General features: G+C 70.7%; 7 protein-coding genes. 4 read left to right on the top strand and 3 right to left on the bottom strand.

Annotated features, from left to right (window positions below; genetic code table 11):
- Window positions 1–85 precede the first annotated feature (85 nt).
- Complete coding sequence (locus tag AAG801_RS39300; RefSeq protein WP_341893302.1) at window positions 86–1,828, top strand: thiamine pyrophosphate-binding protein; 1,743 nt, start codon at window positions 86–88, stop codon at window positions 1,826–1,828.
- Here AAG801_RS39300 and AAG801_RS39295 read toward each other — a convergent pair.
- The gene (locus tag AAG801_RS39295; RefSeq protein WP_341893301.1) at window positions 1,812–2,726 is read right to left on the bottom strand and encodes an EamA family transporter; all 915 of its coding nucleotides are present in this window, start codon (window positions 2,724–2,726) and stop codon (window positions 1,812–1,814) included. The genes AAG801_RS39300 and AAG801_RS39295 overlap by 17 nt on opposite strands.
- A gap of 113 nt (window positions 2,727–2,839) precedes the next feature.
- Between AAG801_RS39295 and AAG801_RS39290 the strand changes: the two genes are divergently transcribed.
- Complete coding sequence (locus AAG801_RS39290; RefSeq protein WP_341893300.1) at window positions 2,840–3,331, top strand: Lrp/AsnC family transcriptional regulator; 492 nt, start codon at window positions 2,840–2,842, stop codon at window positions 3,329–3,331.
- Window positions 3,328–3,840, top strand: coding sequence for a ribonuclease E activity regulator RraA (rraA, locus tag AAG801_RS39285; RefSeq protein ID WP_341893299.1), 513 nt, complete (start codon window positions 3,328–3,330; stop codon window positions 3,838–3,840). The genes AAG801_RS39290 and rraA overlap by 4 nt, the downstream gene beginning before the upstream one ends.
- A gap of 21 nt (window positions 3,841–3,861) precedes the next feature.
- Here the strand turns inward: rraA and AAG801_RS39280 are convergent, their stop codons facing one another.
- The gene (locus tag AAG801_RS39280) at window positions 3,862–5,235 is read right to left on the bottom strand and encodes a TrpB-like pyridoxal phosphate-dependent enzyme (protein WP_341893298.1); all 1,374 of its coding nucleotides are present in this window, start codon (window positions 5,233–5,235) and stop codon (window positions 3,862–3,864) included.
- A gap of 127 nt (window positions 5,236–5,362) precedes the next feature.
- Between AAG801_RS39280 and AAG801_RS39275 the strand changes: the two genes are divergently transcribed.
- A complete protein-coding gene (locus AAG801_RS39275) occupies window positions 5,363–6,037 on the top strand; it encodes a TonB family protein (protein WP_341893297.1) in 675 nt (224 codons plus the stop codon).
- A 16-nt stretch (window positions 6,038–6,053) separates the two neighbouring features.
- Here the strand turns inward: AAG801_RS39275 and serB are convergent.
- The coding region (gene serB, locus AAG801_RS39270) for a phosphoserine phosphatase SerB (protein ID WP_341893296.1) at window positions 6,054–6,620 on the bottom strand (567 nt) is incomplete at its 5' end.

Genomic DNA, 6,620 nt, shown 5'->3' with positions numbered 1-6,620 from the left:
TGGCGCTGGTCGGCGGCGTGGTGTCGGCGGCGCTGGTCGGCGTGCGCGTCGCGCGCGGCCGCGGCGCGGCGGCGAAAATGCCGGCATGACCGACCGCTCCGCGCCTGCTTCCACTGCCTCTGCGTCCAGAATCGCCGGCCACGCCCTCGTCGAGGCTCTGATCGCCCAGGGCGTCACCACCGCCTTCGGTGTACCCGGCGAGAGCTACCTCGCGGTGCTCGACGGCTTCCACGAACACCGCGAGAAGATCCGCTTCATCGCCTGCCGCCAGGAGGGTGGCGCGGCCTTCATGGCCGAGGCGCAGGGCAAGCTGAGCGGCCGCCCGGGCATCTGCTTCGTCACCCGCGGCCCCGGCGCGACCAACGCCAGCATCGGGCTGCACACGGCCTTCCAGGACAGCACGCCGATGATCCTGTTCATCGGCCAGGTGGCGAGCGACCAGCGCGACCGCGAGGCCTTCCAGGAACTCGACTACCGCCAGGTCTTCGGCCCCGGCACGCTGGGCATGGCGAAGTGGGTCGGTGAGGTGCACAGTGCCGACCGCCTGCCCGAGTACGTCGCGCGGGCCTTCCACACCGCCATGCAGGGCCGGCCCGGCCCGGTGGTGCTGGTGCTGCCGGAAGACCTGCTGACCACGCCGACCATGGCGCCGGTGTTGCCGCGTGTCGAGCCGGTGCAGGCCTGGCCGGCCCCCGGACCGCTGCGCGAGCTGCGCGCTGCGCTGGTGAAGGCGCAGCGGCCGTTCGTGATCGCCGGCGGCAGCGGATGGGACGCCGAAGGCGCGCGGGCGCTGCAGCGCTTCGCCGAGAACTGGCAACTGCCGGTGGGCTGCGGCTTCCGCTTCCAGGACGGCTTCGATAACCGCCACCCGCTCTATGCCGGCGACGTCGGCATCGGCATCAATCCGAAGCTCGCGGCGCGCATCCGCGAGGCCGATCTGGTGATCGCGCTGGGCGTGCGACTGGGCGAGATGACCACTGGCGGCTACACGCTGCTCGAAGCGCCGCGGCCGAAGCAGACGCTCGTGCACATCCACGCCGGTGCGGAAGAACTCGGCCGCGTCTACGCCGCCGACCTGATGCTGCAGGCTTCGGTCAACAACGCTGCCAAGGCGCTGGAATCGCTGAACGCGCCGCCGCAGATCGCCTGGCGGCCCTGGGCCGGGTCGGCGTCTGCAGACTACGCCGCCAACCGCGTGCCGTCACCGGTCGAGCCGCTGGACATGGCCGAGGTGATGCTCACCGTCGAGCGCCTCGTGCCCGACGACACGGTCTACACCAACGGCGCCGGCAACTACAGCGGCTGGCTGCACCGCTACGTGCGCTACCGGGGGCTGCAGCACCACGGCCGCACCCAGCTCGCGCCGACCTCGGGGGCGATGGGCTACGGCGTGCCGGCGGCGATCGCCGCCTCGCTGCTGTATCCGGATCGCACCGTGATCAACGTCGCCGGTGACGGCGACTTCCTGATGACCGGCCAGGAACTGGCCACGGCCACCGGCTATGGCGCTGGCCGCGGCGCGGGAAAGCTGATCAGCCTGGTGGTCGACAACGGCAGCTACGGCACCATCCGCATGCACCAGGAGCGCGAGTTCCCGGGGCGGGTTTCGGGAAGCGACCTGTTTAACCCCGACTTCGCGGCACTGGCGAAGGCGTATGGCTGGAACGCGACACGTGTCGAGCGCACGGCTGGGTTCGAGCCGGCACTGCGCGACGCGCTCGCGGCCGACGGCCCGACGCTGATCCACCTGAAACTGGCCACCGAGGTCAGCACCACGCGCACCACGCTGAGCGCGATCCGCGAGGCAGCGCTCAGGCGGCGCGCTTGAGTGCCGCACCGCGCAGCATCAGCACCACGCCGACCAACACCACGCCGGCGGCGGCCCACTCGAAGCCGCTGACCGCCTCGCCGAGCACGGCCACGCCGAGCAGCATCGCGATCACCGGGTTGACGAAGGTGTAGCTCGAGGCCAGGCCGGCGCTGGCATGCGCCAGCAGGTGCATGTAGGCGTTGAAGGCGATCAGCGAGCCGGCCACCACGAGGTAGAACCAGGCCGCCACCGCGGCGGGCTGCGCCGGCCACTGCGGCTGCTCGCCGGCGAACCACGACAGCGCCATCAGCACTGCGCCACCGCACAGCATCTCGCTGGCGAAGCCGGTCGCGCCGGGGGCGAGCGGCAGGCTGCGCTGGCTGAGCACGCTGCCGACCGACCAGGTGATGCAGGCGATCGCGATCGCCGCCAGCCCGCCCGGCGAGGCCTGGAAGCCGGCACCCTGGGTCAGCATCAGCACGCCGCCGAGGCCGACGACGATACCGGCCAGTTCCAGCCGGCCGGGCACCACGCGCCAGATCAGGTTGAGTGCCGCGATCATCAGCGGCACCACGGCGATGAAGGCGACGACCAGCCCCGAGCCCACGCTGGTCTCGGCGACCGCCGTGCCGCCCATGCCGCCGCCGAGCATCAGCGTTCCCACCACCAGCGCGTTGCGCCACTGAGCGCGGTTCGGCCACGGCGCGCCGCGCCAGCGCATCCACAGCATCAGCACGGCGCCGGCGGCGAGGAAGCGCGTGCCCATCTGGAAGAAGGGAGGGAAGCTCAGCAGCGCGAACTTGATGGCGAGGTAGGTCGAGCCCCAGATCAGCCAGGTGGCCGCCAGACACAGCAGCAGCAGAGTGGACAGCGGCGCGTGACGCGGGGTGCCGACGGCGAGGGTGGTCGAGGACATGGACGTGATTCCTGATCGAGGTCAGGATCGTATGAAAGTCGGCGGGGATCATCCATGGTCGATTGCAGTTCGTGAGGGCACAATCCCGGCGACTTTCAAGGAGTTTCGCCCCCATGGCCTTGAACTTCGAACTCGACGCCCACGACACCCGCATCCTCGCCGAACTGCAGGCCGATGCGCGCCTGACCATGGCCGAACTCGGCCGGCGTGTGCACCTCAGCCAGCCCGCCGTCACCGAGCGTGTGCGCAAGCTGGAGGCCGCCGGCGTGATCACCGGCTACCGTGCGACGGTGGATCTGACCCAGCTCGGCTACGGCATCCGCGCGCTGATCCGCGTCGGCCGCGCCGAGTACGCGCGCGTGGTCAAGCTGATCCAGCAGACGCCCGAGTGCATCAATGCCTACAACGTGACCGGCGACGACAGCTGGGTGCTGGAGATCGCCGTCATCGACGTGGCCCATCTCGATGCGGTGGTCAGCAAGTTCTGCATCCTCACCGAGACCGCCACCTCGATCATCCTCAACCCCGCGCGCGAGCACCAGCCCATGCTGCCGCCGCGTCGCGAGGACGTCAAACCGCCGATCCGAAAGGTGCTCAACGCATGACCAGTACGACCGATTTCGCCACCTGCGACCTGTGCGACGCGCACAAGGCCGCCTATGCCGCCGGCGACGGCAACCTGCGCGTGCTGCCGCCGGTGTTCCACGACTATGGCGGGCGGCGCAAGTTCTGCGGGCCGGTGCTGACCGTCAAGTGCTTCGAGGACAACTCGCCGGTCAAGGCCGCGCTCGAGTCGCCCGGCGACGGGCGTGTGCTGGTGGTCGATGGCGGGGGCTCGCTGCGCCGCGCGCTGATCGGCGGCAACATCGCCGCCGCCGCGGCGAAGAACGGCTGGGCCGGCGTGGTGATCGACGGGGCCGCGCGCGACAAGGCGGAACTCGCTGCCTGCGATGTCGGCATCCGCGCGCTGGCACTGCTGCCCATGCCCACCGACCGCAAGGTGCCGGGACAGACCGGCATTGCGGTGCTGATCCAGGGCGTGTGGGTCCGCCCCGGCGACTGGCTCTATGCCGACGAAGACGGCATCGTCGTGACGCCCGCGCCGGCCGCCTGATCGTTCAGGCTGCCTGATCGTTCAGGCCGGCACCGCCGGCAGGCCCGACAGCGCCATCGCCAGCTCCTTCTCGTCGTAGGGCTGGTCGACCAGCTTGCCGGCCATGAAGTTGCTGTAGGCCGACATGTCGAAGTGGCCGTGGCCGCACAGGTTGAACAGGATCACCTCCGAGCGGCCTTCGCGCTTGCAGCGCAAGGCTTCCTCGATGGCGCCCTTGACCGCATGGTTGGCCTCCGGTGCCGGCACGATGCCCTCGGCGCGCGCGAACAGCACGCCGGCCTCGAAGCAGGCGGTCTGGTGGTAGGCGGTGGCCTCGATCAGGTTCAGCTCCTTGAGGTGCGAGACCAGCGGCGCCATGCCGTGGTAACGCAGGCCGCCGGCGTGGAAGCCCGGCGGCGTGAAGGTCGAACCTAGCGTGTGCATCTTGGTCAGCGGCGTCAGGTGCGCGGTGTCGCCGAAGTCGTAGGCGTACTTGCCGCGTGTCAGCGAGGGGCAGGCCGCCGGCTCGACGGCGACGATGCGCCGCTGCTTGGTCTTGCCCTTGCCGCGCAACTGCTGGCCGATGAAGGGGAAGCTGATGCCGGCGAAGTTGCTGCCGCCGCCGGTGCAGCCGACCACGACGTCGGGGTCGTCGCCGGCCATCTCGAGCTGCAGCATCGCCTCCTGGCCGATGATGGTCTGGTGCATCAGCACGTGGTTGAGCACCGAGCCGAGCGCGTACTTGGTGTCGTCGTTCGTCGCCGCGACTTCCACCGCTTCCGAGATCGCGATGCCCAGCGAGCCGGGGTGATTCGGGTCCCGGGCGAGGATGGCGCGGCCCGAGTTCGTCTCGTTCGACGGGCTGGCGATGCAGCGTGCGCCGTAGGTCTCCATCAGTGCGCGGCGGTAGGGCTTCTGGTCGTAGGAGACGCGCACCTGGAACACGGTGACGTCGATGCCGAACAGCGCACCGGCGAAGGCCAGCGACGAGCCCCACTGGCCGGCGCCGGTCTCGGTGGAGATCTTGCGGATGCCGGCCTGGGCGTTGTACCAGGCCTGCGGCACGGCGGTGTTGGGCTTGTGCGAGCCGGCCGGTGAGACGCCCTCGTACTTGTAGTAGATCTTCGCCGGCGTGCCGAGCGCCTTCTCGAGGCGATGCGCGCGCACCAGCGGCGAGGGGCGCCACAGCGTGAAGACCTCGCGCACCGGTTCGGGAATCGGCACCTCGCGTTCCGTGCTGACCTCCTGCATGATCAGCTCCATCGGGAACAGCGGCGCCAGGTCGTCGGGGCCGACCGGCTGCATCGTGCCGGGGTGCAGCACCGCCGGGGCGGGCGTCGGCAGGTCGGCCGCGATGTTGTACCAGTGGCGGGGCATCCGGCTCTCGTCGAGCAGGAACTTGGTGGGCGTGCTCATCGGGTCTCCTCGGGTCGTTGGTCGGCCTCATCCTAGGACCTGTGGACTGCATCACGGCCTCAGGTTTTCCCCGCCGGCGCCGATGACACCGTGGCGCGGCCGACTGCCAGAATCGCGCCGAATCGCCATGCCAACCCGACTGCTGCTGCTACTCGCCTTGATCTCGGTCACGCCGCTGGCGTGGACGCAGGATGCGACCCGCCGCGTCGAGCGCGAGGCGAGCAACCCGATGCGCATGATCATCGAGGCGGCAAAGATCAGGCCGAAGGCGAAGGCGCCCGAGACCGTGAAGCCCGCACCGCGCGTGGCGGCGGAGACTGGCGCAGCGCCGATCGCCGCCACCGCACCGGTCGCCGAGCCACGGCCCGAACAGGCTGCCGCCGGCGCGCCGGCCGCGGCCGACCCGCCGCCACCGGCTGACCCGCCGCCACCGGCAGGGCCGCCGGAATCCACCGTCGCGACCGTCGAGGTTTCCGCGACGCCACGATCCAGCGGGGTGCCGGAGAGCACGCCGCCCGCCGCGGAACCGGAGCCCGCGCCCGCGCTGGTGCCCTTGAAGCTCGCCAACGTCGTCGAACCGGTGACGCCACGCCGGCTGATCGGCGCGCTGCGTGGCGAGGTGCAGGTGCAGGTGGCCTTCACCGTCAATGCCGACGGTTCGGTGGCCGATGCCGCCGTGCGCCGTTCCAGTCACCCGGCGATGGATGCCGCGGTGCTCGAGGCCGTGCGCCAGTGGCGCTACGAGCCGATCGCCGCCGCGCGGCCGCACGAAGTGCAACTGGTGCTGCGCCAGCCGGATTGACCGGCGGTGCAGCGCGTCAGCGCTGCAGCACCTCGAGCGCGCGGTCCATGCCGCCGTCCATGATCGAGATCATCGCCTGCTCGCGCACCGCCGGCTTGGGGTGGAAGGCGATCGACAGCCCGGCGGCACCCATCATCGGCAGGTCGTTGGCGCCGTCGCCGACGGCGATCGTCTGGCTCGTCTCGATGCCCATCAGCTCGGCGACCTCGAGCAGCACGCGCCGCTTCTCGGCGCCGTCGACGATGTCGCCCCAGGGCCGGTCGAACAGCGTGCCGGTAAGCCGACCGTTGGCCACACCCAACGTGTTGGCGCGGGCGAAGTCGAGCCGGAGCTGGCCGCGGATGCGTTCGCTGAAGAAGGTGAAGCCGCCGGAGACCAGCAGCGTCTTCAGCCCGGCGGCCTGGCAGGCCTCGACGAAGGCCTGCACACCGGGGTTCAGGCGCAGCTTGTCCGTCCAGACCTTCTCGAGCGCGCTGACCGGCACGCCGGCGAGCAGCGCCACGCGGCGGCGCAGGCTGTCCTTGTAGTCGGCGATCTCGCCGCGCATCGCCGCCTCGGTGATCTCGGCGACCTCGGCCTTGCG

The organism is Variovorax sp. YR752, assembly GCF_943372545.1.
This window is presented reverse-complemented; position numbering and strand designations above follow the sequence as displayed.

What these genes read in the sequence shown, in the direction of transcription:
- AAG801_RS39280 (WP_341893298.1), bottom strand. Translation starts at nt 5,235, where the DNA reads ATGAGCACGCCCACCAAGTTCCTGCTCGACGAGAGCCGGATGCCCCGC.
- AAG801_RS39290 (WP_341893300.1), top strand. Translation starts at nt 2,840, where the DNA reads ATGGCCTTGAACTTCGAACTCGACGCCCACGACACCCGCATCCTCGCC.
- AAG801_RS39275 (WP_341893297.1), top strand. Translation starts at nt 5,363, where the DNA reads ATGCCAACCCGACTGCTGCTGCTACTCGCCTTGATCTCGGTCACGCCG.
- AAG801_RS39295 (WP_341893301.1), bottom strand. Translation starts at nt 2,726, where the DNA reads ATGTCCTCGACCACCCTCGCCGTCGGCACCCCGCGTCACGCGCCGCTG.
- AAG801_RS39300 (WP_341893302.1), top strand. Translation starts at nt 86, where the DNA reads ATGACCGACCGCTCCGCGCCTGCTTCCACTGCCTCTGCGTCCAGAATC.
- rraA (WP_341893299.1), top strand. Translation starts at nt 3,328, where the DNA reads ATGACCAGTACGACCGATTTCGCCACCTGCGACCTGTGCGACGCGCAC.